The following is a 23,559-nucleotide window of genomic DNA, read 5'->3' on the forward strand; positions in this document are numbered from 1 at the left end:
CAGGTTCGATGTCAGCGCTGGAGCCGATCCAGCGCCTCGCCACTGCGCTTGAACCAGCCAATCAAATAATCCGCCAGCACTTGCGTGCGTTTCGGCAGACCGCCCTGATAAGGGTGCACCAGGTACATCGGCATGCGGCGGGTCTGAAAGTCGCGCAGCAGCCAGCGCAATCGGCCGTCGGCCAGCTCCGTCGGCAGCAGGTACGACGGCAAACGGGCAATGCCGGCGCCAGACAGCGCGGCTTTTTTCAACAGGCTGTAGTGGTTGCTGGCAAACGGCCCGGACACCCGCACCCGCAGCAATTCATGCTGCTGGTGGTACAGCCACTCCTCCCGCCCGCTGTAGTGGCTGTTGAGCAGGCAACGATGCTCGGCCAGTGCCTGTGGCGTTGCGGGTTCGCCGAAACGGTCGAGATAGGCCGGGCTGGCGCAGGTCATTTCATGCCAGGCCAGCAACGGTCTTGCGACCAGCCGATCGTCATTGGCCACCTCGGCGCGAATCGCCAGGTCAAAGCCATCACGGGACAGGTCGCGGTAACTGTTGCTCAACTCCAGCTCAATCTGGACCTCGGGATACTGCTGCGAAAACTCCAGCAACAAGCCATCAAAGAACGTTTCTCCCAGCGACACTGGAACCGTCATGCGCACCGGCCCCGCCATGTCGTCCTTCAAACGCGCCAATGCCTGACGCGCTTTTTGCACCTGGGCGACCAGCGCCTGGGCTTGCGGTAACAAGGCCGCGCCGGCTGCTGTCAGGCTCAAACGCCGGGTCGTGCGTTGCAACAGCACCACGCTGAACTGCGCTTCGAGCTGACTGATGCGCTTGGACAACTGCCCTTTACTGCACCCCAGCTGCTGCGCCGCCAAGGTGAAACTGCCAGCCTCGATCAGCACGGCGAATGCCGCGAGGTCATCCATCTCGCTCATGCATTGTTTCCAATTGAAAACCAAAGGTTGCCTATTAGTGCGCTTATCCGCAGAAAAAACCACTCTAGACTGAGCCCTCATTCCTTCACTTGAGGTAGAGCTCGATGAAAATTCTCTTGATTGGCGCAGGTGGCACCATCGGTTCGGCAGTGGACAAAGAGTTGTCGCAACGCCACGAAGTCATTCGCATCGGTCGTAACAGGGGTGATCTGCAGGTGGATATCAGCGACAGCGCCTCGATCCGCAAGCTGTTCGAACAGACCGGCAAGTTCGATGCCTTGATCTGCGCGGCAGGCAACGTGACTTTCGCACCGCTGGCCGAAATGAGCGAAGACAGCTTCGCCCTCGGTCTCAAAGACAAACTGATGGGCCAGGTCAATCTGCTGCTGATCGGTCGCGAATTCGCCAATGACGGCGCCTCGTTCACCTTCACCACTGGCGTGCTCAGCCACGATCCGATTCGCAGCGGCGCCTCGGCAGCGCTGGTCAACGGCGCCGTCGACAGCTTCGTTCGCGCCGCGGCCATCGAACTGCCGCGCGGGTTACGGGTGAATTCGGTGAGCCCGACCGTACTGGCCGAAGCCATGGGCAAATACGCGCCTTACTTCCGCGGCTTCAAGCCTGTTTCTGCGGCGGATGTGGCATTGGCTTACGCCAAAAGTGTTGAAGGCCTGCAGACAGGGCAGACTTTCCACGTCGGTTGATCGCTTACTCGATCAGGGTGGGCAAAAGTTTTTTTGCAACGGGCCGAAGCATCGCGATTTTCCATTGCCCACCCAGTACCGAGTGAACCGTCACCGTTGAAATCGGCTGGCCATTGATCGAAAGCGTCAACGGCTTGCCGATCGACTCCCGGCTAATTTTTGCGACCCTTTCGGTTGCTTCCGGCGTCAAGGTGACCGAGAGCTGAACATGATCCGGGTTAGCCCCTTCATCATCCTTGAGCAGCATCTCCATTCTGGTGAAATCCCTTGCCGAGGAGAGATTTATCTCGGCTGCCTGACTTACGCTCGATGCTGCCAGCGCCAACAGCAATATCGCAGACTTCCATTGCATAAAGTTCTTCCTGATACACGAGGCGAAACTATGCATCGACCTGAACGGCGACTCAATGGTGGCCACACAAGCCTTGTGATCGTCAGCCGCCCTCAGTAACGTGGCAGCACTTGTCTGGAGAGCCAAAGATGCGTGTTGCCCGTTCGTTAGTCCTCGTTGCCCTGCTGCCGTTGTTTGCCGCCTGCCAGTTATTCGACGGTCAGCGTGAAAGTGCCTCGCATGTCGGGCAGACACGGATGCAGGGACAACTGACCGCCGCCGAAGGAAAGCTGGTGTTCCAGCCGTGCCAGGATCAGCGCCAACTGGTCGTCAATGACGTCGGTGGCACCAGCGTTCTGCAAGAGGCCGCTACCCTGGCCGACGAGCAGGGCAAGCTGTTCGCCGATGTGCGCGGCAAAGTCGCGGGCGACCGCCTCGACCTGAGCCAGTTGTACCGCGTCGAACGCTCGGGCACGGCTTGCGATGATCCGAATTTCAAATTGCTGATCCTGCGCGCCGCCGGCCATGGCCCGGAATGGAACGTCAAAGTCAGCGGCAAAGGCATGGTTATCGACCGTGAAGGCCAGGCTCCGCTCGCCGTACCGTATGTGGAAGAACAACTGGGCGATGGCCGTTTCAATCTCAGCAGCGAAGCCAATAATCAACGCATCGAATTATGGGTCGCGCCGCAACGCTGCGTGGATAGCATCACCGGCAGCGTGCAACACATGAGCGCGGAACTGCGCATCGACGGCCAGGTGCAGCGCGGTTGCGGGTATTTCGGCGGTGCGCGCAACGACTGATCGTTTTTCCCCCACGGATCCGTTCGCGGCGGCTTATAATCGCCGCCTTCAAACGCCTTGGCGCAGTTGTGCGCCCCGCGAATCCGGATCCCGCCATGTTACGAATCACTGAACTCAAGCTGCCAATCGACCATCCCGAAGAAGACCTGCGCGTCGCCATCGTGCAACGCCTGGGCATCGCCAGCGATGACCTGCTCGATTTCACCCTGTTCAAGCGCAGCTACGATGCGCGCAAAAAGTCCTCCGAACTGTGCTTCATCTACACCATCGACCTCAACGTACGCGACGAGGCCCGGGTGTTGGGCAAGTTCGCCGATGACCGTAACGTCAACGTGGCGCCGGATGTCAGCTACAAATTCGTCGGCCAGGCGCAGAGCGATCCTGGTCAGCGACCCATCGTCGTCGGTTTCGGCCCCTGCGGTATCTTCGCCGGCCTGCTGCTGGCGCAAATGGGCTTCAAGCCGATCATCCTCGAACGCGGCACCGAAGTACGTCAGCGCACCAAGGACACCTGGGGCCTTTGGCGCAAAAGCGTACTCAATCCCGAGTCCAACGTGCAGTTCGGCGAAGGCGGCGCGGGCACGTTTTCCGACGGCAAGCTGTACAGCCAGATCAAGGACCCGAAATTCCTTGGCCGCAAGGTGCTGCACGAGTTCGTCAAGGCCGGCGCGCCGGAAGAGATTCTTTACGTCAGCAAACCGCACATTGGTACGTTCCGTCTGACCGGCATGGTTGAAAACATGCGCGAGCAGATCCGCGATCTGGGCGGTGAAGTGCGATTCCAGGAGCGCGTCAGCGATGTGCTGATCGAGGACGGCCAACTGGTCGGCGTGCAACTGGCCAGCGGCGAAACGCTGCACTCCAGACACGTGGTTCTGGCCCTCGGCCACAGCGCCCGCGACACTTTCCGCATGCTCCACAGCCGTGGCGTGTTCATGGAAGCCAAACCGTTTTCGGTGGGTTTCCGCATCGAGCACCCTCAGTCGCTGATCGACCGCGCGCGGCTGGGTAAATACGCCGGCCATCCAAAACTTGGCGCGGCCGATTACAAACTGGTGCACCACGCCAAAAATGGCCGTTCGGTCTACAGCTTCTGCATGTGCCCGGGCGGCACCGTGGTGGCGGCGACCTCGGAGCCAAACCGCGTGGTGACCAACGGCATGAGCCAGTACTCGCGAAACGAGCGCAATGCCAACTCCGGCATCGTCGTCGGCATTACACCGGAAGTTGACTATCCGGGCGGCCCGCTGGCCGGGATCGAATTGCAGGAACGCCTCGAATCCCACGCCTTCATCCTCGGCGGCAGCGACTACAAGGCGCCGGCGCAACTGGTCGGTGACTTCATCAACGGCAAGCCTTCGACCGAACTGGGCGAAGTCGAGCCGTCCTACAAACCGGGCGTGGCGCTGGGCGATCTGGCACTGGCACTTCCAGACTTTGCCATCGAGGCGATCCGCGAAGCATTGCCGGCGTTCGAGAAGCAGATTCGCGGTTATTCGCTGCACGATGCGGTGCTGACCGGGATCGAGACACGCACCTCGTCACCGCTGCGCATCACCCGCAACGAGTCGTTGCAGAGCATGAACGTCAAGGGCTTGTTCCCGGCCGGTGAAGGCGCGGGTTATGCCGGCGGGATTCTGTCGGCGGGTGTGGACGGGATACGGATTGCCGAGGCTGTAGCGCGCGATATCCTTGGATTGGACGCTTGACCAGCATTAGCTGACAAAACACAAAAACCTGTGGGAGCGAGCCTGCTCGCGAATACGGTTTCATGTTCAATAGAAATGTTGATCCATGAACCGCCTTCGCGAGCAGGCTCGCTCCCACATTGGTTTGTGCGTTCCCTCAAATGTTGGCGCGTAGCACCGAGGTCGGAAGCGCCTCTCCCCGCTCGGCACTCGCCGCCACGGCTTCAATCAATCCGCTCAATTCATACCCCTGCGCCTGCAACCAATCCTGATCGTAATAGGTGCCGGCATAACGCTCGCCACCGTCGCATAGAATCGCCACGATCGACCCCGACTCTCCCGCCGCTTTCATCTGCTGCGCCGCCATCAGGGCGCCGATCAGATTGGTCCCGCTCGACCCGCCTACATGCCGCCCCAACCGTTGCGCCAGATAATGCATGGCCGCCAGCGACAAGGCGTCCGGCACCTTGACCATCGCATCGATCACCTTGGGCAAAAACGACGCCTCCACCCGTGGCCGGCCAATGCCTTCGATGCGTGAGCCGCAGTCCAGTCGCAGGCTCGCATCACCGGTCTGATAGAAATCGAAGAACACCGAACGTTCGGCATCGGCGCACAACACGCGGGTGCAATGCTGGCGGTAGCGCACGTAACGGCCGAGGGTCGCGGTGGTGCCGCCGGTACCGGGGCTGGAAATCAGCCAGCTCGGTTCGGGGTGTTTCTCATAGCGCATCTGCTGGAAGATCGACTCGGCGATGTTGTTGTTCGCTCGCCAGTCGGTGGCGCGTTCTGCGTAGGTGAACTGGTCGATGAAGTGACCGCCCTGCTCGCGAGCCAGACGCTCGGATTCGGCGTAGATCTGCGTCGGATCTTTCACCAGATGGCTCTGGCCACCGTAAAACGCAATCTGGGCAATCTTCTCTTTCGAGGTGGTCGCCGGCATCACCGCGATAAACGGTAAACCGAGCATTCGCGCGAAATACGCTTCGGAAATCGCCGTCGAACCGCTGGACGCCTCGATTACCGGCGCACCGGGCTTCAGCCAGCCGTTACACAGCGCATAGAGGAACAGCGAACGGGCCAGGCGATGCTTGAGACTGCCAGTGGGATGGCTGGACTCGTCCTTGAAATACAACTCGATGCCGGCAAAACCGGGCAGCGGCAAAGGGATCAGGTGGGTGTCGGCGCTGCGCTGGAAATCCGCTTCGATGATGCGGATGGCTTCGCGGGCCCACTGTCGGTTGTCGCTCATGGTGATGGTTCTTCTCGTTGAGTCGGGCAGTCGTTGAGTCTTCTCGAAGGCTCATCGTCAGCTTAGGAAAAATCCTGCGGCGCGCACAGATACAGCTGAGTCTCAATGTGTCAGGCAACTGCTAGGCTCAGCGTGGCCCGGCCTAAAGAGTCTGTAACGACATATAACAAAAAAGAATATAACTTTTGTTTTAACAACTAACAGTACGGGTTAGGGTAGTCCACCTTTTGGATTATTAGATGGAGAGCGACCTTGCCTCTGCGTAGCACTTTCACGCGTTTCTTTCAGTTGGAAGCTGCCAGCGGTCTGTTACTGATCGCCGCGGCCATCCTGGCGCTGATTATCAACAACTCGCCGCTGTCGTGGCTGTACACCGGCCTGCTCGACACCCCGGTGGTGGCGCAGATCGGTGCGTTGAAAATCGCCAAGCCCCTGCTGCTCTGGATCAACGACGGCCTGATGGCGATGTTCTTCCTGCTCATCGGTCTGGAAGTGAAACGCGAGGTGCTCGACGGCCAGCTGTCCAAACCTTCGCAAATCGTTCTGCCCGGCGCGGCGGCGGTCGGCGGTATGCTGGTGCCGGCGCTGATCTACTGGTTTCTCAACCGCGACAACCCCGCCGCCCTCAGCGGCTGGGCGATCCCGACCGCCACCGACATCGCCTTCGCCCTCGGCGTATTGGCCCTGCTTGGCAAGCGCGTGCCGGTGTCGCTGAAGTTGTTCCTGATGACATTGGCGATCATCGATGACCTCGGCGCCATCGTAATCATCGCGATTTTCTACTCGGGCGAACTGTCGACCCTGTCCCTGGGCCTGGCGGCCGCCTGCATAGCCGCGCTGGTGGCGATGAACCGGCTCGGAGTGGTCAAGCTCGGCCCATACATGATCATCGGCCTGATCCTCTGGGTCTGCGTGCTCAAGAGCGGTGTTCACGCCACGCTGGCCGGCGTGACCCTGGCCTTCTGCATTCCGCTGCGCACGAAAAACGCCGAGCCGTCGCCTCTGCTGACCCTCGAACATGCGCTGCACCCTTGGGTCGCCTACGGCATCCTGCCGCTGTTTGCCTTCGCTAACGCGGGCCTGTCGCTGAGCGGCGTCACCGTTGAAAGCTTTACCCACGATGTGCCCATGGGCATCGCCATCGGCCTTTTGTTGGGCAAAACCATCGGCGTCTTCGGCCTCACCTGGCTGGCCGTCAAGATTGGCATCGCCGCCCTTCCCCAAGGCGCCAACTGGGGCCAGGTACTCGGCGTGGCAATTCTCTGCGGCATCGGCTTCACCATGAGCCTGTTCGTCGGCTCGCTGGCCTTCGAACCGGGCGTGAGCGACTACGCAGGGATGGACCGCATGGGCATTCTCACCGGCTCGATCCTCGCGGCATTGATTGGTTATGCGGTGACGGCGGCGGCGAGTCGCGGGAACTCCCAACTGAAATGACCCCTTGTGGCGAGGGAGCTTGCTCCCTCGCCACAGATTCCCCGCTCTCAGTTACACAGCGAACAATCCCCACCTCTTTAGCGACCCGTCCTACAGCCGCAATTTCTCCGCTTCGATAACGTCGTGCGGCCCCTTTCGAGGGGCTGTCGATGATGAACGAAGGGATGAACAGTGGCGCGGAACAGGGATATTCCCCGGGTGCAAAACCCACCGGCGGGCGACGGGCATCACATTACCTGGCGGTATATGACGACCGCTGAACTGGCCGAGCGCGAAGCCGGGCAAAACGCTTACGACGCGATGCTGGCACGCCAGGAAGCTTTCGAGCGTAGCCGTGAAGTGGCTGCGAAAAAACCTGAAACGGTGCGCGCCGGGTGCGTGTTCGCCAAGTCCTGCAAGTTGCCGGATGCGATCATTGATTACAACAATCCCTCAGGAATGGTGCCGACCGACAGCCTGAAGGATTACGGCGAGCTGATCCTGCTCGGGGCTCGCGAAGCCGACGAAAGCGGCGGCATTCCACTCAAGAAAATCAGCGCCAACGCGGTCCCGGTCGGGTTTGGCAGTCTGGCCCTGGCAGGTTCGGCTTTCGAAGCGCTGCCTGCGCTTGTATCGAGCGCAGCGGCGGCGCCTTTGGTAGGCCTGGTTGCGCTTCTGATGCCATCAACCCTGGGCGACAGTGCGCTTTACACCGATGAGCAACTGAACACTCTCAAACAAGCCCGGACTCGCGTGCGCATGCGCGTCGAACAACAGGCCGACGGCAGCCTCAAGGGTTACGGCTTCTACACCGGCAAGAACCGCAATTGGGAAATGGTCGATGTCGTGCAGTTCACTGCACGCGGCGACCGGTTCGTTGCTGATCTGGGTGAAGGCGTCGAATTGCTTTGGACGCCGGCCGTGGACGGTTCGGACATCCTCGGCATCCCAGCACTGGAGGCTGCACCGCAAGCGCCACATATCTGGGTGTATCCACCGACGAAAGCGGCGGACGGGATACTGGTGAACCCGGTTTATCCGCCGGAGTATAAAGATTTTATTTTGGTGTTCCCGGCAGATTCGGGTGTCAGGCCGCTGTATATAGTGGTTGCGCGTCCGGTGTCTGGCGACCACGACTACCATACGCCGCCCAAGCTGCTTCCAGCATTTCCCGATGCGAAACCGGTTCGTAACAAAGGGCCTCGAAAGCGCTGGGAAAGCAAGAAACGCATCTATGAGTGGGACTATCAACATGGTGCTGTCGAGGTTTATAACCGGGAGGGGGATCATCTCGGCGAGTTCGATATCAATACGGGCAAGCAAACCAGTAAGGCAAGACCCAAAAGACGCACCACAACAAAGTAACTATCGAGTACTCCAAAAATGGTTTTTTTAGCTCTCTCTGGATTTTTCCCGGAAACAAATCCTGACAACTCTCTGCAATATGACAAAGACGTCCCGGAGGCTTCGGAGCAAGCAGTTCTTGATGCAATGGGATGGAAATCGCTTAAAGACGTACCTATGGGGGAACACGACCTGACTGAGACTCAAGCCAGAGAAATCATGCAGATCGTCAATACGCCCTTCAGGGACGACTTGATATATTGCATCGGCCTTTGTCGTGAAGCCTGAGGAACCAGATTCGAAAAGCGCAAAACAGGCGAACACAAAAAACCCCGACCAGTCACCTGATCGGGGTTTTCTTTACCCAGCATTTCGCTTAGTGCGAAACCCGGCTCGTCCCGCCAACGGTCGAAATCCGTACCCGCTCGCCCACGCGGAACACTTCGTTTTCCTGAACCTGCTGCACGTAGGCGCGCATGCTGCCGTCGTCTTCACGCACGGTGATTTCTACGCCCTGGGTGCGCGTCAGGCCTTCTTCGGTTGCCGAACCCAGCAGACCGCCAGCCACTGCACCGATAACCGCTGCAACGATGCTGCCCTTGCCGCCGCCGATAGCGCTACCGCCCACACCACCCACCACTGCGCCAGCTGCGCCGCCGATCGGGGTTTTGGTGCCTTCGATTTTCACCGGTCGCAGGGATTCGATGGTGCCCATGCGAATCGTCTGCACGCGACGCGCTTCGTCACGGGAGTAGGAGTCGCCGGTGAGGCTCGATTGGCAGCCGGTCAGCAACATCGCCATCGTGGAAAAGGAAGCAACCAGCAGAACAGACTTACGCATAGCATCAACTCCAAAAGAACATGTGTTCATTAAACTCCGTGGACAGGCGCGTGTCACGACACCATCCGGATAAAATTTGCTTCCATTCAGGCTGAGTACAGATGCCCGCGAGCGTTCACTTAAAGTAGCGCGGAATCAGCGATCCTGCGCCATCGCCCTTCATCCCGCTCGGTAGACTGCTCAAGGGGCCAGACGTTCAAGAATCCAGTCGGTGCCCTGCGATCGATAGTTGAGGCGGTCATGCAGACGGCTCGAACGGCCTTGCCAGAACTCAATGCGTTCCGGGAGCAAGCGGTAACCGCCCCAATGTTCCGGGCAGTGCGGCTGAGTATCGCTGAAACGCTGTTCGGTGGCCTTGAGCAGGTCTTCGAGTTCAGCACGCCCATTGATGACCCGACTTTGCGGCGAGGCCCAGGCGCCGAGACGGCTGCCCAGCGGACGCACTTGATAATACGCATCGGACTCTTGCGGCGTGACCTTAAGGACCCGCCCTTCGATGCGCACTTGGCGCTCGAGCGTCGGCCAGAAAAAGGTCATGGCGGCAAAGGGATTGGCCGCCAGATGCTGGCCCTTGGCGCTGTCGTAGTTGGTGAAGAACGTAAAGCCCTGCTCGTCGAGCCCCTTGAGCAGCAGAATGCGGCAATGCGGACGGCCATCCGCATCGACTGTGGCCAAGGTCATGGCATTGGCTTCCACCGGTGCCTGCTCGGTTTTTACCGCATCGGCAAACCACTGGTGAAACAGCGCAAACGGCTCGGCCGGTGCTTGCGCCTCGGTCAAACCGTCACGGGTGTAATCGCGACGCATATCGGCCAGAGCCTGGGTCATGGCGCATTCCTTTTCGTTAGCGGATCACTTCTTTGTTGCGTCGGTCGCGGCGACCTTCTTGTCGGTCGCAGCGGCCTTGGCTGGCGCCGTCTTTTTGGCTGGCGTCTTGGCCGGTGTCTTTTTCGCAGGGGCCTTGGCGGCGGCCTTCTTGGCTGGCGCTTTCTTGGTCGCCGGCACAGCGGCTTTCTTCGCGGCAGGCGCCGGGGTTACCGGTTTGGCCACTGGTTTGACGTCTTGCGCAGCAACCAGGGTGACGGGCTTGGGCGCCGGCATGTTGTATTTGCTCAGCAGCGCAACCATGGTGTTTTGCGGGGTCACCAGCAGTTCGACACGACGGTTCAGGGCACGGCCTTCAACGCTGTCGTTGGCTGCACGCGGTGCTTCGGAACCCATGCCGCGCAGCATCAGGCGATCACGCTGCAGACCGCTGAGACGAAAGATCGCCGCCACCGATTGAGCACGTTCCTGGCTCAGCTTGATGTTGGCCGGCGCGGCACCGCTGGTGTCGCTGTGGCCCAGCACCAGCACGGCGGTTTTCGGGTCGGCTTCGAGAATTTTCGCCACGCGGGTGAACGGGCCGAGCGTGACCGGCAGCAGCATGGCTGGACGGTCCGGGTTGAATGAACCTTCGACCGGCGCCGTCACGACCAGCACGTTGTCGCGGCGTTCGACTTGCAGTTTGCTGTCTTTCACCGCTTCACGCAGGCGCGGTTCATAGTCGTCAAGCCAGGCTTGAGTCACTTTCGGATCCGGCATTGGCACGGCTTTCGCGGTTGGCTGATCCTTGCCGCCGAACGGCCACCACCATTTGCCATTGGACTCCGCGTCAGCCTTGGCGACCGCTGCCGGTTTGGCCTCAGGTTTGACCTCGTCCTTCAGGTCAGCCTTGACCGCTTCGTCGCTGGAACCGAACGGCCAGTACCACGGATTGCTGCTCTCGGCCTTGGCAATTGGCGCGGTCGCCGCCGGTTTCAACGGAGCGGGAGCCGGAGCAGGCTCCTTGGCCGCGACTTTGCCTGCCGAACCGAACGGCCACCAGCTGCTGCCGTCCGCATCGTTTTTCGGAGTCTGTGCGCAACCGGTGATCGCTACACACAGGGCCAGGGCGAGGGTCTTTTTAGATGACATTGAAAATCCACAAAATGAAGTAATGAAAAATCAGAGCACTTTCGCCCGGATAAACAGCCGTTTTGAATCGAAAATCCCTTCGAGGTTCCGACCCTGGAACCTCTGTTATAGCTTTACAGACAAGTGGCAAGCACCCGCGCGAGCTTCTGCGCGCGCGGATCCATCAAAACGTAAGGCCCCAGGGTATTTGTCACGAAGCCGAAAGCGACATCGTGCTCAGGGTCAGCAAAACCGATCGAACCGCCCGCCCCCGGATGACCGAACGCGCGCGCGCCGAGGCCGTAGGTGGCGTTGGGCACGTCCGGTTGATCGAGCATGCAGCCGAGGCCGAAACGGGTGCGGGTCAGCAAGGTTTTGTCGTCGCCCAGGCTGTGCTCGCGGGTCAGCTCTTCAAGCATCTCGCTTTCAAGCAGGCTGCCGTCGAGCAGACCGGCATAGAACCCGGCGAGGCTGCGCGCGTTGCCGTGGCCGTTGGCCGCCGGTTGCTGCATGCGCCGCCACTCCGGCTTGTTGGTGCTGGTGAGCACCGACGGCGGATTGGTGAAGGCGCGGGTAGTCATGGCGGTCGGCTCGCGCATTGTCACTTGCAGCAGGCGCTGGGCAGCGGCATCGCCCGCGTTGCCCTTGCCTCGAGCGATGTGCGCGACCCGATGAAATTCTTCGTCGGCCAGGCCCACGTGGAAATCCAGGCCCAACGGTTTGGCGACGCGGGCGACGATGGATTCGCCCGGTCCGCGACCGTCGGCGCGGCGCAGCAATTCACCCACCAGCCAACCGTAAGTGATCGCGGCATAACCGTGACCGGTGCCCGGCGTCCACCACGGCGCTTCGGCAGCGAGGGCGTCAACCATGGTCTGCCAGTCATAGAGGGCTTCGGGGGCGAGCAGCTCGCGCAAAGCCGGCAGGCCGGCCTGATGGCAGAGCAACTGACGCAAAGTGACGGATTCTTTGCCGGCGGCAGCGAATTCAGGCCAGTAGCGGGCCACAGGGGCGTCCAGTTGCAGTTTGCTTTCCGCGACCAATTGCAGCGCAGTGACGGCGGTGAAGGTCTTGGTGCAGGAGAACAGGTTGGCGATGGTGTCGCTGTGCCAGGCCTCGGTGCCGTCCTTGTCGGCGGTACCGGACCAGAGGTCGAGGACGGTTTGCCCGCCGACCTGAATGCACAAGGCTGCGCCGCGTTCCTGGGGATCGTCGAACAGTGCGGCGAAAGCCTCGCGCACCGCTTCGAATTGAAGCTCGTAATGTCCCTGAATCTGCACCGCAACTCCCCCGCGAAAACGCCCTACAAAGTGGCCCGCATTGTTCCAGCCCTTGAGGGATTTGGGAACAGGCGCGGGCCAGACGGTTATTTCAGATATTTCGGTGAGGCGGCTGATGCCTTCGCGAGCAGGCTCGCTCCCACCCTGGACCTCGGTAGCACCGCAGATCCCCTGTGGGAGCGAGCCTGCTCGCGAAGAACGAACCGCAGTTCAACGCCTAGTGGCCGTTTCCCGAGTGCCCACCCGGATGCCCTGCCTCGGTACTTTTGCCAGCCTCGGCGTTACGCCCGCCCTCTGCCTCGGCAACGGGCGCTTTCTGCGCTTGCTTGCCCAACTGCTCCATCGCCTGCAGATTGCTTTTGCGCACCGCGTCGACGAAACCCTGATACGGCAGATCTGTCACGCCGACCAGACCAAAATGGCCGTTCTCACCATCGAGCAAGCGTCCGGTCACCGGTTGGTCGAGATACTGGAACCAGTGCACGCCGACAATCGAAGGCTCGCTCACGGCCTGCTTGAGGAAATTGGCATAGGCCGGGCCGCGATCCTCTTCTTTCGCCAGTTGCGTCACGCCGCCCCAGAACGGGCCACGATCGGTAGAGCCGAAGTTGAATTCGGTGATCAGTACGGGTTTGTCCAACGCCTTCAGCGCGGCGAAGTCATAACCGTCCTGCGGCTTGAGCGTGTACATATTGAAACTCAGCACATCGCAATACTGCGCGCAGGAGGCCACGGCCTCAGGCGTGCTGATGGCGAAGCGGCCGCCGAGTAGCATCTGATTGGGCGCATGCCATTTCAGCGAGTCGGAAATGGTCTTGAAATAGGTGTCGGCGAACACCTTCTGGAAGTATTTGAAGTCCGCCTCGATTTCCGGATGCTCCGGGTTAGGCAGCGGCGGAACGAAGCCCGGATCCTCCATCAATTCCCACGCAGCCAGCTCGATGCCCCAGGCTTTCGACAGCCCGGCCTGATTGCGGTACTTGTCGCGCAGTTGCTTGAGGAACGCGCGTTTGGCCGGCACGTCGGTGGTCATTTTCAACGTGCCATAGGCCAGCGCGTAGTGCGACTTCGGATCGTCACCGGGGCCCGCCCAGGCTAGCTCGTTGTCGGCGTAATACCCGATCAGCCACGGGTCGTTGCGGTGATCGCGGGCGGCAATGGCCACGGCGCGCTCGGTGGCCATGGCGAAACGCGGATCGAACGGATCCGGCATGCCGCCCCACCAATCGCTGCCGGTGCTGATGCTGGTGTAATCGCCAACGATCGACAGCGGCAAGGTATACGGCACGCGTTCAGCCTCGGCCAGCGACGGCGCGCTCCAGTTGCCAACGGTGTTGAAACCCCAGGCTTGCAGGCGATCGAGGGTATGGGTAGTCCAGCGCGCCTCATCAAACGTGGCTTTGCACGGAGCGGCGTTTTCGGTGGACGCTTGCACCGCGTCGGTCTGCGCCGCTTCAGCGACACCCGACTTCGGCTCGGCAGGCACCGGTGCAGGCTCAGCGGACTCGACCGAAGTGGCTTCAGCCGCACCCGCCTTGGCCGCTTCGGCAATACCGGCCTTGTTATCGCTGTCCGGTTTGCACGGTTCGCCGTAGAGACGCTGCAGGTTGGCACCATAGAAGTCATACCAACGGCCATTGCCGTAGCCGCGCCCCTGATCGGCACCGTTGCCGCCACGGTTATCGTCCTCGCCAAAATGGACCGCCAACGGGTCCCCGGGCTTGGGCAGTGACTCGAACATGGATTCGCGTCCGGCCACGTAGGTCTGGTTGACCTGCGGGCTGACGGTGTTGACGCCCAGCGAGTAGAACGGATGGCCTTCAGGGGTCACCAGATACCAGCGGCCATCGCGCTTTTCAGTGCGGAAGAAACCGCTGGCCTTGAACGCCGGGCCTTTGTTCCAGCCGCCGAAGGTGTCCAGCGACGACTTCCCGCGCTCGGCCAGCCAAGTGTTCAGTTGTTGCTGCTCTTTGGCGGCGGCGGTTTTCAGTTGTTCGTCGGTATTGACCTTTTCCGGCCACTTGCTGCGGGTCGACTGACCGTAAGCGTCGACGAGATTGCCGTACACCGCCTGCGCCACCGATTCGCCGTCCTGCACGCCGAACCGCTCGATTAACAAGCTCTGGGCGACTTTCGGTTGATCCATCGAAAGACTCACCGAAACCACCTGGCTGCGATCGATTTCGCCGCTGCTGCTGGCCAGCAGAATGCGCTGGCCATCGACGGTCATCGGCATTGCCGGCCCGGCTTTCATGCCCTGACTCAACGGCGTCGAGGCCACCAGCGGCACCAGCAAGGTTTGTGCAGGGCCGGCCGGCAGATCGACGCGGCTGACCAGGGTGCGACCGTCGTTACTTTGAATCTGCACATAAACCGTCACGGCCCAGTTCATCGCGCTCTGCAAACGCAAGGTCATCATGCCGGACTGTGACCAGTCCCACGCGCCGGTCTGGGGCGTCAGGCGCAAGGTCGGGCGGGCGACCGGATTGAAGGTCACCCGGCGCAGCACTTCGCCTTCCGGCGTCTGTTCGGCATTGGCTTGCGGCAGGTCAGTGTTTTCCGTGACGACTTTGACCACATCGGCCGGGCGAACGAAGTTGAACAGCGTCTGCTGACCGGCGGGCGCCGCCAGCAACGGCGCGGCAAAGATCAAGGCGAAAACAGCGGGCAACGAACGGCGGATCATAAGAACGGAGTTCTCCCTAACGACCCGAAGGCCAGTGGAAACGCGATGGCAGAGAGATAGACAACACGGCGGGCAAATCGGCCCGCCGGGGTCTCAGGAAATTTCACGACGGAAAGGAGGCAACGCATTGAGGATCGCCTTGCCGTAGCGCTGGGTGACCAGACGCCGATCGAGCAAGGTGATGGTGCCCCGGTCTTCTTCGGTGCGCAGCAGACGACCGCAGGCCTGAACCAGCTTCAGCGAGGCATCGGGCACGGAGATTTCCATGAACGGGTTGCCGCCGCGGGCCTCGATCCACTCCGACAGCGCGGCTTCGACCGGGTCGTCAGGCACCGAGAACGGGATTTTGGCGATCACCACGTGCTCGCAGTACGCGCCCGGCAAATCGACGCCCTCGGCGAAACTCGCCAGCCCGAACAGCACGCTGGAATCGCCGCCATCGACCCGCGCCTTGTGCTTGTTCAGGGTTTCCTGTTTCGACAGATTGCCTTGAATGAACACTTGCTTGCGCCAGTCGCGATCGAGGCCGTCGAACACGTCCTGCATCTGTTTACGCGACGAGAACAGCACCAGCGTGCCGCGTGAGCCTTCGACCAGATCCGGCAACTCGCGGATGATCGCCGCGGTGTGGGCGGCGGCGTCGCGTGGATCGGCCTTAAGATCCGGCACGCGCAACACGCCGGCGTCGGCATGATGAAACGGGCTCGGCACCACCGCCGTGACGGCTTTTTTCGGCAACCCCGCACGCATGCGGAAGCGGTCGAACGTGCCCAGCGCGGTCAGCGTTGCCGAGGTCACCAGGCAGCCGTAAGCAACATTCCACAAACTGCGACGCAAGGTTTCCGCAGCCAGGATCGGGCTGGCGTTGACCTCGATGTCGAACAGCGAACCACTCTCGGCCAGCGTCAGCCAGCGCGCCATTGGCGGGCTGTCTTCCGGGTCTTCAGCGGTGAACGCCGTCCACAGCTCCCAGTTGCCGGAAGCGCGGGACAACAGGCTGCCAAACAGCGGATACCATTCTTCGGCCTGATTGCTGGCGATACCGATATTGACCTCGCCATCCATGCCTTCCTTGAGCAGGTCGGTCAGGCGCGTGAACAAGTCATTGAGGCGCGAATAGCCTTTTTTCAGCTCGATGCCCATCTCCCGCATAGAGTCGGGAATCACCCCGCCAACGAAGCGATGACGCGGGCGCTCGCGGCCTTCGACGTCTTCACCGGGCTTGAAATCGGCGATCTGCTCGCAGGCGGTGAACATGAATTGCTGCTGGGTCTTGATCTCCCGGGCCAGCTCCGGCACTTGCTCAATCAGCTTGCCAAGGTCGCCCGGCAGCGGATGTTGGGCCAGCAGTTTGGTGAGGTTCTTGGCGGTGGTTTCCAGCCAGTCGGCGGTAGAACGCAGGCGCGTGTAGTGCGCGAAGTGGCCGATGGCCTTGTCCGGCAGGTGGTGGCCTTCGTCGAACACGTAAATCGTGTCGCGCGGATCGGGCAGCACCGCGCCGCCGCCCAACGCCAGGTCGGCCAGCACCATGTCGTGGTTGGTGACGATCACGTCGACCTTGCCCATGCCTTCGCGAGCCTTGTAGAAGGCGCACTGGCCGAAGTTCGGGCAATGACGGTTGGTGCACTGGCTGTGATCGGTGGTCAGGCGCGCCCAATCCGCGTCTTCGAGCGCCGTGGACCAGCTGTCGCGATCGCCGTCCCATTTATTGCCGGCGAGCTTTTCGATCATGCTGGTGAACAGCTTCTGACTGGCCTCGTCGACCTCGATCTTGAAGCCTTCTTCTTCGAACAGCTGGGCGGTGGCGGTTTGCGCGTGGCCTTCCTGCAGCAGCATGTCGAGCTTGGACAGGCACATGTAGCGCCCGCGCCCCTTCGCCAGCGCGAAAGTGAAGTTCAGCCCGCTGTTGCGCATCAGGTCGGGCAAATCCTTGTAGACGATCTGCTCTTGCAGGGCGACCGTCGCGGTGGCAATCACCAGACGCTTGCCGGCCAGCTTGGCCGTTGGGATCGCCGCCAGGCTGTAGGCCACGGTCTTGCCAGTACCGGTGCCGGCTTCCACCGCGACAATCGCGGGGTCGCCACTGCGCCGGCCTTCGTCGTCGGTGTCGATATCCCCGAGGACTTTGGCGATTTCAGCGATCATCAGGCGCTGGCCGTAACGCGGCTTGAGGCTCTTGGCCTCTAGAAAACGCGAATAGGCGCCCTGGATCGTGGTTTTGAGTTCAGTGCTGATCATTGAGTGTCGGGCGCAAAAACGCTGGATAAATTTTCAGTGGTTTGGTTCGGCGGCTATCATACCCCGCTAATCGACATCGCGCAGAACGGAGTACCCCAATGACACCTTTTAGCCTCGTTTATCCCCTGCATGTCCTCGCCGCCCTGGTGTGGGTGGGCGGCATGTTTTTCGCCTGGATGGTCTTGCGCCCTGCGGCTGTGAAGGCCCTGGACGGCCCCGCTCGCCTGACCCTGTGGGTGGAAGTGTTTCAAGGTTTTTTCCGTTGGGTCTGGGTCGCTGTAATCCTGCTGCCGATCAGTGGCGTGGGCCTGTTGCATTTGCAGCAGATCGGTTTCGAGACCGCGCCGAAATACGTGCAGGTAATGATCGGGCTGTACATTGTGATGACTGCGCTGTTTATCCGGATTCAGGGGTTGATGCTGCCGGAACTGCGCAAGGCGGTGGAGGCGAAAGACTGGCCCGCGGGTGCGGCGGTGCTGGGGCGGATTCGGCGGGTGGTGGGGCTCAATCTGATTGTCGGGGTGGCGCTGGTGGCGATTGCGGCAGCTCGGCCGATGTTCTGAGGTGTCGAGACAAACACTGCTGTGGCGAGGGAGCTTGCTCCCGCCGGGTTGCGAAGCAACCCAAATCAGCTGCCGAGTTTAACCAGAAGGGGCGCGCTGCCTGATTTTCAGGGCCGCTGCGCGCGCCAGCGGGAGCAAGCTCCCTCGCCACAATGGAAAGTGCTGTTCTTTAGAGGCGTTGCACGGTAACAGCGCCCGCCGCACCGGCAGGCCCCGGCTGCCCATCAGCCCCGGCCTTGCCATTTTTGCCGCCATCGGCGCGGTACACCAGGCAGCCCTTGGACTTGCCGCCCTTCCCGGCCTTGCCGCCCACACCCGCCGGGCCACCGGCACCGCCCGCCACGTTGACCTTGATCAAAGCCTGCGGAAAATCGCGCGGCACTTCAAGACGCACCAGCGCGCCCGGTGCACCTGGCTGACCATCACTGCCGTCACTGCCATTGGCGCCGTGCCCGGCCGAGCCATAGGTGCAGCCTGGATCTTCACCGTTGCCGCCATCCAGCCCGACGAAACCCGGCGCACCGGTGCCGCCACGGGCATCGACCGTCAACTGCGGCGCGGTCAAGGCCTGAAATTGCAGATTGAGATTGCGCCCGGCCCGGGCGGCTTTTTCGTAAGTGCCAGGGGCGCCGCGTGCAGTGATCTGACTGCCGTCGCTCAGTTCGGCGCGCTTGACCTTCATCTCCAGCGCGGTTTCAGCCGGAACGATGGCGATGCGCGCTTCATGGCCCAGGCGCAGCTCATCGACGTTCAATTCGGCCACGTTCGACGGAATCAGCAAGGTGCCGTAATCGGCCACTTCCAGTTTTTCCAGTTTCAATGTGCTGGTGGTGTTCGGCAAACGCATCAGCGAGTTGCTTTGCACATTGACCACCTGGGCACAGGCCAGTGGGCTGATGAAGAGAGCGAGCAGGCAGAGTTTACGCATGGGAAGAAGCCTCCGGAGCGGCCGGGGCCGGGATGGTTTGCAGGTGGAATACGCCGAATAACAGGATGCGGCCGCGATCACGCCAAGGGTGCGAACGGCCCTTGAGGCTGCGATTGCACAGCAGCACTTCGAACACATGGAGAAGCAACAACAGAGCACCGGCCAGATTGACCAGCAGATGCAGCGGATGGACAAACGGTACCAACTGATTGGCCAGCACCACACAGCAGAACAGCAGGGTCAGCAAACGCCCCAGCCACCAGAACACCTTCATACGCCCCCCCGTGTTGCGAATTATTCTTTGCACGCACAGTACCGGCTTCTGCGGGGGATAAGCCAGAGGGAAAAATGAAATATCTGCAAACACCGATCAAATGGCTACCGGGGCCGAGAATCTCGACCCGGCAGCTCTAGCCTGCGGACTACAGCCCTTGCCTAACGATTGATGTGCAGCTCCACGCGACGGTTTTGCGCTCGACCGTCATCGCTGGCGTTGTCGGCGACCGGTTCACTTTCGCCGCGCCCCTCGCTGGTGAGCTTGTCCGGCGCCAGACCCTGACTCAGCAAATAAGCCGCGACACTGCTGGCCCGCCGTTCGGACAGCGCCTGGTTATAGGCGTCAGAGCCTTTGCTGTCGGTATGACCGATGACCTTGATGCCGACCACATCGGCATTGCGCAGTTTGTCCATCAAGGTATCGAGCTGCGCTTTGGCCGCCGGGGTCAGGTCAGACTTGTCGAAATCAAACAGAACGTTGCCCGCGTCACTCAAGGTGATCACTTCATTTTGCGGCGCCGGTTCGACCGGCTTCACAGTCGCCGGGTATTGCGGCAACGGGCAGCCACGGTGATCGACTTCGGTATTTTCCGGTGTATCCGGGCAACGGTCGCGGCGGTCGAATACGCCGTCGCTGTCTTCATCGCCATCCTGGGCATAACAGATCAACCCGCCGGTGAGGATGCCCAACGCCGCGCCGCCGCCGGCCCAGCCTGCGCTTTCGATGGCACCGAGACCGCCGCCGACCAGCCCGCCCAGCAGGCTGCAGATCGGCCACGTACGTTGATTGAGGGGTGCGGTGCCATCGCTGTGAGTGGCACAACCGGTGAGCAAGCTGCCAAGCAGCAGCAACGGCAAGACGGACCTTGAGAAAACACGCATTTGTGAACGCTCCTGTGTACCGGCCCATACCGGTTACACAGGAGTAAAGACCCGCATCCGCGACTGCACAAGCCGCGGATGCGAGAGGGCTAGCGGACGATTTTGATTTCGGTGCGACGGTTCTGCGCGCGACCATCGGCCGACTTGTTATCGGCCACTGGCTGGCTTTCACCCAGGCCGGACACCGAAACGAAGCTGGCGCGTGGCACGCCCTGCTGGATCAGGTACTCGACCACCGAATGCGCACGACGGTCCGAAAGCTTTTTGTTGTAGGCATCGCTGCCCACGCTGTCGGTATGACCGGTCACGGTCAGTTGCGCGGTGGAGGATTCCTGTTTCAGGCGGTCGGCGACTTTGTCGAGCACTTGCTTGTCAGGGCTGGTCAGCGCGGCCTTGTCGAATTCGAAGTGCACATCACGGATGACGATGGTTTCCTCCTTGACCACAACCGCTTCTTCGACCACTGGCGCAGGCGTCGGTGGCGGGCAACCGTCAGCATCGACCTGCACGCCTTTGGGCGTGCCCGGGCACTTGTCGCGACTGTCCGGCACGCCATCGCCATCTTCGTCGCCATCACCATGCACCCAGCAATAGGCAGCTGCGGTGCCGCCGACCAGCAGCGCACCGTAACCGGCCCACGCAGCACTTTCCGTCGCGCCCAGACCGGCGCCAACAACACCACCGACCGCCGCACAGGTGGGCCAGTCGGTTTTCTGCAAACCTGCGCAACCAGTCAACACACTGGTTAGCAGAACCAAGGGTAATGCTGTGCGAACTATGCTCATCTAGTTTTCTCCTGAGGGATCGGCTTAAAACCGATTCAGGGAGTAAAGACCGGAGTTTTAATCTCCGCCAGCAATAGGCCAGCGCTGTTTGCGACCGTGTTCACAGGTGTTTGCCACTTTTGGCGCAAACATGCGCCACGGAAGGCTTTGCCACCGCAGCCTGGCAGGCTAGTCTTGGCGATCTGAATGAGGAGCTTCGATGAACGTCGCCATTTCTTCGCGCACGCCGCAACAGGCGCTGGCCGCTTTGCTGGATCGCTACGCCCCGGCTCGACTGCTGTTGATCGGCGCCAGCGAATTTCCGGCATTGAGCGCTTTTAAAGAGGCGCATCCGGACAGCGTCGTCGCCCACGCCGCGCCCGGGGCATTGCCCGCCGATCTGGCCGGGCAACGCTTCGATCTGGCGCTGGTGGTCGATTGCCTGGAACATTTGCCCAAGCGCGACGGCCTGAACCTGTTGGGCGGCATCCGTAACCTCAACGCCAGCCGCATCGCGGTGGTGGCAGATCTGTCGGCGTGCGGCTGGCAGGAAACCGACTTTTACTCGCTGGCACTGCAAGCCAGCGAGCGTTTCCAGCGTGACGATCAGGTGCTGACCCTGTTCACCTACGATCTGCTCGACTACAAACAAGTCCCCGACTGGCTCAATTCACGCTTCTGGGCCAATCCGGAAAACTTCGGGAAATACTGGTGGTAATGCAATGAGTACAGCCATTTGCCCTTGCGGCAGCGGCAACCTGCTGGAGGCCTGCTGCGGCCCTTATCACGAGGGCCACCCGGCGCCGTGCGCCGAAGCCTTGATGCGCTCGCGCTACAGCGCTTACGTGTTGGGGCTGGTCGATTACCTCGTAGCGACCACCCTGCCCGCGCAACAAGCGGGTTTGAACCGGCAGTCGATCAGCGACTGGAGCGCGCAGAGCACCTGGCTCGGCCTCGAAGTTGACAGTTCGGAAGTCTTTGGCGGCCAGCCGGAACATGCCTTCGTGACCTTCACCGCGCGCTGGCACGACAGCCAGGGCGAGCACAGTCATCGTGAGCGATCCTCGTTCGTGCAGAACGCCGGGCGCTGGTATTTCATCGACCCGACGGTGCAGATGAAGCTGGGGCGCAATGACAATTGCCTGTGCGGCAGCGGGCAGAAATTCAAGAAATGTTGCTCGGGGTATTTCGGCGCTTAGACCGGCCGGCGACTAGACTGGGGTCAAAGGGAGTCCTACTCGATGCTCGGTCAATGGCACACATTTCAACTGTTCACCTTGGTGCTGATCCTCAACCTCGGCGGCTGTGCCTCGTGGTTCAGCGATGACAGCGTCGAGCCCGCCGTGCATCTGGTGAAAGTCGAAGTGGTGCGGGCAAAGCTGCTTGAACAGAGATTCATCCTGCACTTTCGCATCGACAACCCCTACGACAGCGACCTGACCGTACGCGGCATGGAATACCGCATTCACCTAGCAGACATGCTGCTGACCGAGGGGGAGCATGAACACTGGTTTACCGTCGGGCCCAAACGCAGCGCCTATTTCAAGGTACCGATCCGCACCAACTTATGGCCCAAGGTCAAAACCGTAGTGAAGCTGCTGAAAAAACCGAATCAGCAGATTCCCTATCGATTGGAGGGAGAACTGGAAACCGGTTTATTCATCGCTCACTACGTGCACCTTGAGCGCAATGGCGTGATAATCCCCGCCGATCTAACTCCGGAGTGACCTCGATGACCCAGCAACCCCATGTCCATGGCCCTGACTGCAACCACGATCATGACCACCATCACGATCACGACCATGGCCATGTCCACGGCCCGAACTGCGGCCACGCCCACCAGGAACCAGTGCGCAACGCCCTGAAAGACGTTGGCCGCAACGACCCTTGCCCATGCGGCAACGGCAAGAAATTCAAGAAGTGCCACGGGGCTTGATGCCCAGGGCGAAGATCTTCTTCGCCTGACACATCGCCTTCGCGAGCAGGCTCGCTCCTACAGGGATCGCGTTCATTCAGTTGAAATGCACTCCACTCTGGGAGCGAGCCTGCTCGCGATGCAGGCGGCACATTCACCACAAACCTCAGCCCGCCGCCAACACCTGCGCGACACTGACCACCGTCGCATACTCCCCGTGCAGATTCCCCAGCGACATCCCATGCACTTCTTCAGCCGTACGCGGTGTGCCGAAATAATCGGCCTTGTCGAAGGTAAAGCACGCGTCCTCCGCTACCCACGCGTCGAAGCCCAGATTGCCCGCCGACCGCGCTGTAGATTCCACCGAATTATTCGTGGCCACGCCGACAATGATCACCTGCCCGATCCCCGCCTCGCGTAGCCGCACCTCCAGCCCTGTCGCGCAAAACGCATCGGGAACCTGTTTCTGGATCAGCCATTCACCGTCCTGCGGCACAAAGCGCGGCTGAAACTCCACCCCCGACTGTTCAGGCCAGAACACCGATTCCGGCGAGCGCGACAAATGTTGCACATGAATCACCGGGCGCCCGGTACGTCGCCACAGCCCCAGCAGATCGAGCATTCGCTCTTCGGCCTGAGGGTTATTCCGGCGCCCCAGACGCGGATGCAGAATGCCTTTTTGCTGGTCAATGATGATCAGTGCAGCGTTGGCCTGAAGCTCCATGGCGATTTATCTCATGCAAGGTCATTGGATATTTCCATAGTTCAACACCACCGGTTTCTCACA

Annotated in this window: 25 protein-coding genes; 11 read left to right on the forward strand and 14 right to left on the reverse strand. The window is 61.0% G+C overall.

The window, feature by feature from the left end:
- Positions 1 to 11: 11 nt before the first annotated feature.
- Positions 12 to 926 carry a LysR family transcriptional regulator gene (locus HU727_RS14770; RefSeq protein ID WP_186534291.1) on the reverse strand — a complete coding sequence of 305 codons (915 nt, stop codon included), beginning with the start codon at positions 924 to 926 and terminating at the stop codon, positions 12 to 14.
- A 104-nt stretch (positions 927 to 1,030) separates the two neighbouring features.
- On the opposite strand from HU727_RS14770, the gene HU727_RS14775 reads away from it, so the two are divergent.
- Positions 1,031 to 1,630, forward strand: coding sequence for a short chain dehydrogenase (locus HU727_RS14775; protein WP_186534292.1), 600 nt, complete (start codon positions 1,031 to 1,033; stop codon positions 1,628 to 1,630).
- 4 nt (positions 1,631 to 1,634) lie between these two features.
- On the opposite strand, the gene HU727_RS14780 is transcribed toward HU727_RS14775, so the two are convergent.
- Positions 1,635 to 1,982, reverse strand: a complete 348-nt coding sequence (locus HU727_RS14780) for a hypothetical protein (protein WP_186534293.1) — start codon at positions 1,980 to 1,982, stop codon at positions 1,635 to 1,637.
- Between the two features lie 128 nt (positions 1,983 to 2,110).
- Between HU727_RS14780 and HU727_RS14785 the strand changes: the two genes are divergently transcribed.
- Both HU727_RS14785 and HU727_RS14790 read left to right on the forward strand, forming a co-directional pair.
- Entirely contained in the window at positions 2,111 to 2,764 is a 654-nt protein-coding gene (locus tag HU727_RS14785; RefSeq protein ID WP_186534294.1) for a COG3650 family protein, read from the forward strand.
- Between the two features lie 95 nt (positions 2,765 to 2,859).
- On the forward strand, positions 2,860 to 4,473 hold the full coding sequence (locus HU727_RS14790; RefSeq protein ID WP_186534295.1) for an NAD(P)/FAD-dependent oxidoreductase: 1,614 nt from the start codon (positions 2,860 to 2,862) through the stop codon (positions 4,471 to 4,473).
- A gap of 136 nt (positions 4,474 to 4,609) precedes the next feature.
- Here the strand turns inward: HU727_RS14790 and HU727_RS14795 are convergent, their stop codons facing one another.
- Positions 4,610 to 5,704, reverse strand: coding sequence for a PLP-dependent cysteine synthase family protein (locus HU727_RS14795; RefSeq protein WP_186534296.1), 1,095 nt, complete (start codon positions 5,702 to 5,704; stop codon positions 4,610 to 4,612).
- 252 nt (positions 5,705 to 5,956) lie between these two features.
- On the opposite strand from HU727_RS14795, the gene nhaA reads away from it, so the two are divergent.
- The 3 genes from nhaA to HU727_RS14810 all read left to right on the forward strand — a co-directional run bounded on the left by nhaA (position 5,957) and on the right by HU727_RS14810 (position 8,752).
- Positions 5,957 to 7,141 carry a Na+/H+ antiporter NhaA gene (nhaA, locus tag HU727_RS14800; RefSeq protein ID WP_186534297.1) on the forward strand — a complete coding sequence of 395 codons (1,185 nt, stop codon included), beginning with the start codon at positions 5,957 to 5,959 and terminating at the stop codon, positions 7,139 to 7,141.
- A gap of 171 nt (positions 7,142 to 7,312) precedes the next feature.
- A complete protein-coding gene (locus HU727_RS14805) occupies positions 7,313 to 8,485 on the forward strand; it encodes an S-type pyocin domain-containing protein (protein WP_186534298.1) in 1,173 nt (390 codons plus the stop codon).
- An 18-nt stretch (positions 8,486 to 8,503) separates the two neighbouring features.
- Complete coding sequence (locus tag HU727_RS14810; RefSeq protein ID WP_186534299.1) at positions 8,504 to 8,752, forward strand: pyocin S6 family toxin immunity protein; 249 nt, start codon at positions 8,504 to 8,506, stop codon at positions 8,750 to 8,752.
- 88 nt (positions 8,753 to 8,840) lie between these two features.
- Here the strand turns inward: HU727_RS14810 and HU727_RS14815 are convergent, their stop codons facing one another.
- The 6 genes from HU727_RS14815 to dinG all read right to left on the reverse strand — a co-directional run bounded on the left by HU727_RS14815 (position 8,841) and on the right by dinG (position 17,444).
- The gene (locus tag HU727_RS14815) at positions 8,841 to 9,305 is read right to left on the reverse strand and encodes an outer membrane lipoprotein (protein ID WP_016771369.1); all 465 of its coding nucleotides are present in this window, start codon (positions 9,303 to 9,305) and stop codon (positions 8,841 to 8,843) included.
- A 180-nt stretch (positions 9,306 to 9,485) separates the two neighbouring features.
- Positions 9,486 to 10,133 (reverse strand): pyridoxamine 5'-phosphate oxidase, encoded by a 648-nt coding sequence (pdxH, locus tag HU727_RS14820; RefSeq protein WP_186534300.1) that lies wholly within the window; start codon positions 10,131 to 10,133, stop codon positions 9,486 to 9,488.
- Between the two features lie 24 nt (positions 10,134 to 10,157).
- Positions 10,158 to 11,261: an OmpA family protein gene (locus HU727_RS14825; protein WP_186534301.1), complete on the reverse strand. Its 1,104-nt coding sequence runs from the start codon at positions 11,259 to 11,261 to the stop codon at positions 10,158 to 10,160.
- A gap of 113 nt (positions 11,262 to 11,374) precedes the next feature.
- Complete coding sequence (locus tag HU727_RS14830) at positions 11,375 to 12,520, reverse strand: serine hydrolase domain-containing protein (RefSeq protein ID WP_186534302.1); 1,146 nt, start codon at positions 12,518 to 12,520, stop codon at positions 11,375 to 11,377.
- A 217-nt stretch (positions 12,521 to 12,737) separates the two neighbouring features.
- Entirely contained in the window at positions 12,738 to 15,206 is a 2,469-nt protein-coding gene (locus tag HU727_RS14835) for a beta-galactosidase (protein WP_186534303.1), read from the reverse strand.
- Between the two features lie 93 nt (positions 15,207 to 15,299).
- Positions 15,300 to 17,444, reverse strand: coding sequence for an ATP-dependent DNA helicase DinG (gene dinG / locus HU727_RS14840; RefSeq protein WP_186534304.1), 2,145 nt, complete (start codon positions 17,442 to 17,444; stop codon positions 15,300 to 15,302).
- 98 nt (positions 17,445 to 17,542) lie between these two features.
- Here dinG and HU727_RS14845 point away from each other — a divergent pair, with 98 nt between their 5' ends.
- Positions 17,543 to 18,007, forward strand: a complete 465-nt coding sequence (locus HU727_RS14845) for a CopD family protein (RefSeq protein ID WP_186534305.1) — start codon at positions 17,543 to 17,545, stop codon at positions 18,005 to 18,007.
- Positions 18,008 to 18,176: 169 nt separating this feature from the next.
- On the opposite strand, the gene HU727_RS14850 is transcribed toward HU727_RS14845, so the two are convergent.
- The 4 genes from HU727_RS14850 to HU727_RS14865 form a co-directional block, all read right to left on the reverse strand.
- Complete coding sequence (locus HU727_RS14850; protein WP_186534306.1) at positions 18,177 to 18,935, reverse strand: collagen-like triple helix repeat-containing protein; 759 nt, start codon at positions 18,933 to 18,935, stop codon at positions 18,177 to 18,179.
- Positions 18,928 to 19,209: a DUF1145 domain-containing protein gene (locus tag HU727_RS14855; RefSeq protein ID WP_186534307.1), complete on the reverse strand. Its 282-nt coding sequence runs from the start codon at positions 19,207 to 19,209 to the stop codon at positions 18,928 to 18,930. Before HU727_RS14855 ends, HU727_RS14850 begins: the two co-directional genes overlap by 8 nt.
- Before the next feature lie 161 nt (positions 19,210 to 19,370).
- Entirely contained in the window at positions 19,371 to 20,093 is a 723-nt protein-coding gene (locus tag HU727_RS14860; protein WP_186534308.1) for a PA1041 family peptidoglycan-binding anchor lipoprotein, read from the reverse strand.
- Between the two features lie 89 nt (positions 20,094 to 20,182).
- Complete coding sequence (locus HU727_RS14865; protein WP_186534309.1) at positions 20,183 to 20,878, reverse strand: PA1041 family peptidoglycan-binding anchor lipoprotein; 696 nt, start codon at positions 20,876 to 20,878, stop codon at positions 20,183 to 20,185.
- A gap of 199 nt (positions 20,879 to 21,077) precedes the next feature.
- Between HU727_RS14865 and HU727_RS14870 the strand changes: the two genes are divergently transcribed.
- Genes HU727_RS14870 through HU727_RS14885 form a run of 4 tightly spaced genes read left to right on the forward strand, consistent with a single transcriptional unit; the run spans position 21,078 to position 22,793 of the window.
- A complete protein-coding gene (locus HU727_RS14870; protein WP_186534310.1) occupies positions 21,078 to 21,575 on the forward strand; it encodes a DUF6231 family protein in 498 nt (165 codons plus the stop codon).
- A 4-nt stretch (positions 21,576 to 21,579) separates the two neighbouring features.
- Positions 21,580 to 22,056: a YchJ family protein gene (locus tag HU727_RS14875; RefSeq protein ID WP_186534311.1), complete on the forward strand. Its 477-nt coding sequence runs from the start codon at positions 21,580 to 21,582 to the stop codon at positions 22,054 to 22,056.
- A gap of 42 nt (positions 22,057 to 22,098) precedes the next feature.
- On the forward strand, positions 22,099 to 22,584 hold the full coding sequence (locus HU727_RS14880; protein WP_186534312.1) for an LEA/WHy family protein: 486 nt from the start codon (positions 22,099 to 22,101) through the stop codon (positions 22,582 to 22,584).
- Positions 22,585 to 22,589: 5 nt separating this feature from the next.
- Positions 22,590 to 22,793: an SEC-C metal-binding domain-containing protein gene (locus HU727_RS14885; RefSeq protein WP_003198420.1), complete on the forward strand. Its 204-nt coding sequence runs from the start codon at positions 22,590 to 22,592 to the stop codon at positions 22,791 to 22,793.
- Positions 22,794 to 22,938: 145 nt separating this feature from the next.
- Here the strand turns inward: HU727_RS14885 and HU727_RS14890 are convergent, their stop codons facing one another.
- Positions 22,939 to 23,496, reverse strand: a complete 558-nt coding sequence (locus HU727_RS14890; RefSeq protein WP_186534313.1) for a cysteine hydrolase family protein — start codon at positions 23,494 to 23,496, stop codon at positions 22,939 to 22,941.
- Positions 23,497 to 23,559 lie beyond the last annotated feature (63 nt).

The organism is Pseudomonas khorasanensis (assembly GCF_014268505.2).
GTDB classification, from domain to species: Bacteria; Pseudomonadota; Gammaproteobacteria; order Pseudomonadales; family Pseudomonadaceae; genus Aquipseudomonas; species Aquipseudomonas khorasanensis.

Coding starts and splice junctions, on each gene's coding strand:
- HU727_RS14770 (WP_186534291.1), bottom strand. CDS start 926: ATGAGCGAGATGGATGACCTCGCGGCATTCGCCGTGCTGATCGAGGCT.
- HU727_RS14775 (WP_186534292.1), top strand. CDS start 1,031: ATGAAAATTCTCTTGATTGGCGCAGGTGGCACCATCGGTTCGGCAGTG.
- HU727_RS14780 (WP_186534293.1), bottom strand. CDS start 1,982: ATGCAATGGAAGTCTGCGATATTGCTGTTGGCGCTGGCAGCATCGAGC.
- HU727_RS14785 (WP_186534294.1), top strand. CDS start 2,111: ATGCGTGTTGCCCGTTCGTTAGTCCTCGTTGCCCTGCTGCCGTTGTTT.
- HU727_RS14790 (WP_186534295.1), top strand. CDS start 2,860: ATGTTACGAATCACTGAACTCAAGCTGCCAATCGACCATCCCGAAGAA.
- HU727_RS14795 (WP_186534296.1), bottom strand. CDS start 5,704: ATGAGCGACAACCGACAGTGGGCCCGCGAAGCCATCCGCATCATCGAA.
- HU727_RS14810 (WP_186534299.1), top strand. CDS start 8,504: ATGGTTTTTTTAGCTCTCTCTGGATTTTTCCCGGAAACAAATCCTGAC.
- HU727_RS14815 (WP_016771369.1), bottom strand. CDS start 9,305: ATGCGTAAGTCTGTTCTGCTGGTTGCTTCCTTTTCCACGATGGCGATG.
- pdxH (WP_186534300.1), bottom strand. CDS start 10,133: ATGACCCAGGCTCTGGCCGATATGCGTCGCGATTACACCCGTGACGGT.
- HU727_RS14825 (WP_186534301.1), bottom strand. CDS start 11,261: ATGTCATCTAAAAAGACCCTCGCCCTGGCCCTGTGTGTAGCGATCACC.
- HU727_RS14835 (WP_186534303.1), bottom strand. CDS start 15,206: ATGATCCGCCGTTCGTTGCCCGCTGTTTTCGCCTTGATCTTTGCCGCG.
- dinG (WP_186534304.1), bottom strand. CDS start 17,444: ATGATCAGCACTGAACTCAAAACCACGATCCAGGGCGCCTATTCGCGT.
- HU727_RS14845 (WP_186534305.1), top strand. CDS start 17,543: ATGACACCTTTTAGCCTCGTTTATCCCCTGCATGTCCTCGCCGCCCTG.
- HU727_RS14850 (WP_186534306.1), bottom strand. CDS start 18,935: ATGCGTAAACTCTGCCTGCTCGCTCTCTTCATCAGCCCACTGGCCTGT.
- HU727_RS14855 (WP_186534307.1), bottom strand. CDS start 19,209: ATGAAGGTGTTCTGGTGGCTGGGGCGTTTGCTGACCCTGCTGTTCTGC.
- HU727_RS14860 (WP_186534308.1), bottom strand. CDS start 20,093: ATGCGTGTTTTCTCAAGGTCCGTCTTGCCGTTGCTGCTGCTTGGCAGC.
- HU727_RS14865 (WP_186534309.1), bottom strand. CDS start 20,878: ATGAGCATAGTTCGCACAGCATTACCCTTGGTTCTGCTAACCAGTGTG.
- HU727_RS14870 (WP_186534310.1), top strand. CDS start 21,078: ATGAACGTCGCCATTTCTTCGCGCACGCCGCAACAGGCGCTGGCCGCT.
- HU727_RS14875 (WP_186534311.1), top strand. CDS start 21,580: ATGAGTACAGCCATTTGCCCTTGCGGCAGCGGCAACCTGCTGGAGGCC.
- HU727_RS14880 (WP_186534312.1), top strand. CDS start 22,099: ATGCTCGGTCAATGGCACACATTTCAACTGTTCACCTTGGTGCTGATC.
- HU727_RS14885 (WP_003198420.1), top strand. CDS start 22,590: ATGACCCAGCAACCCCATGTCCATGGCCCTGACTGCAACCACGATCAT.
- HU727_RS14890 (WP_186534313.1), bottom strand. CDS start 23,496: ATGGAGCTTCAGGCCAACGCTGCACTGATCATCATTGACCAGCAAAAA.